At 59.4% G+C, this 1,248-nt stretch carries 1 protein-coding gene; it reads left to right on the top strand.

The window, feature by feature from the left end; translation table 11 throughout:
- The first annotated feature begins 202 nt into the window (after positions 1 to 202).
- Positions 203 to 1,162: an IS110 family transposase gene (locus P3T24_RS38805; RefSeq protein WP_429441968.1), complete on the top strand. Its 960-nt coding sequence runs from the start codon at positions 203 to 205 to the stop codon at positions 1,160 to 1,162.
- Positions 1,163 to 1,248: the final 86 nt, after the last annotated feature.

Below are 1,248 nucleotides of genomic sequence, written 5' to 3'. Positions count from 1 at the left end.
AAGCCCGCTTTCTTTGCTTACTTGTATATTGGTCCCAGTGTCCGGAAACTGATCCTTTCCGTTCACCGGAAGCGGTAGCCCGTTTTGCTTACCGGGGCTCACAGCCCGAAAGAAAGCTGGTGGCGCCGCTTCCACTTACCGCTTTGAACCCGAACAGTTGACTGAGCCTCGAGCTCGTATTTTTGCAAGTAGGGGTGCTGTGGTGAACCAGAACCAATCCTCCTCCGTTTCTCCTTTGTTCGTCGGCATTGACGTCAGTGGCGAGTTCCTCGATGTGGCCTTTCACGGCTCCACTGAGTACTTCCGGCTCGCCAATTCGCCCGAAGGTATCGCTGATCTGATCGCCCGGCTGTCGCCTCTCAAACCTGAACTCATCGTTCTCGAGGCCACCGGCAAGCTTGAGAAAGCCGTCCTGGAAGCCCTGTGCAAGGCAGGCTTGCCCGGCGTCGCGCTCAACCCCAGATGGGTGCGCGATTTCGCCAGATCCACCGGCCACCTTGCCAAAACCGACCGTATCGATGCACGCGTCATCGCTCACTACGGCGCAGCGGTCAAGCCCGAACTCCGGGCGCTGAATGACGCGCAGACCCAGCAGTTGCAGGCGCTCATCCTGCGCCGCAGCCAGCTCATGGAGATGCTCACCGCCGAGCAGAACCGCCGCAGGCGTGCTCACAAGGCCACGCATGCCAGCATCGACGAACTCATCGCCTTCCTCAAAAAGCGCATCAAGGATGCCGATGACGACATCGATTCCTTCCTGCGCTCCAACGAACTCTGGCGCAAGACCGAAGCCTTGCTGCGCTCCACGCCCGGCATCGGCAGGGGAACCGCGGCAACGTTGATCGCCTTTCTGCCTGAACTGGGCAAGCTCAGCGGCAAGGAAATCGCCTCGCTCGTTGGCCTCGCGCCGTTCAATGTCGATAGCGGCAAACAGCAGGGGCAGCGCCATATCAAAGGCGGCCGGCACATGGTGCGACGTGCCCTCTATATGGCTTGCGTCGCTGCCCAGAAGGCCAATCCCGACATCAAGGCGTTTTGTGACCGCCTGCGCGACAAAGGCAAAAAAACCAAGGTCGCCTTCGTCGCTGGCATGCGCAAACTGCTCATCCGGCTCAACGCCATGATGCGTGACGCTACGCCGTGGAGTCCGCCGAAATCATGATCGAATGAACCCCAAACACTTGACCTTCAATACAGTTGCTTTCTTTGCGGCGGCAAAGAAAGTAAGTGCCGCCCCGCACAGGGGCA

Origin of the sequence: Paraburkholderia sp. GAS33 (assembly GCF_050436645.1) — a bacterium.
Classification (GTDB): domain Bacteria; phylum Pseudomonadota; class Gammaproteobacteria; order Burkholderiales; family Burkholderiaceae; genus Paraburkholderia; species Paraburkholderia phenazinium_B.
Note: the sequence above shows the minus strand (reverse complement) of the source record. Positions and strands in the feature narration are given on the sequence as shown.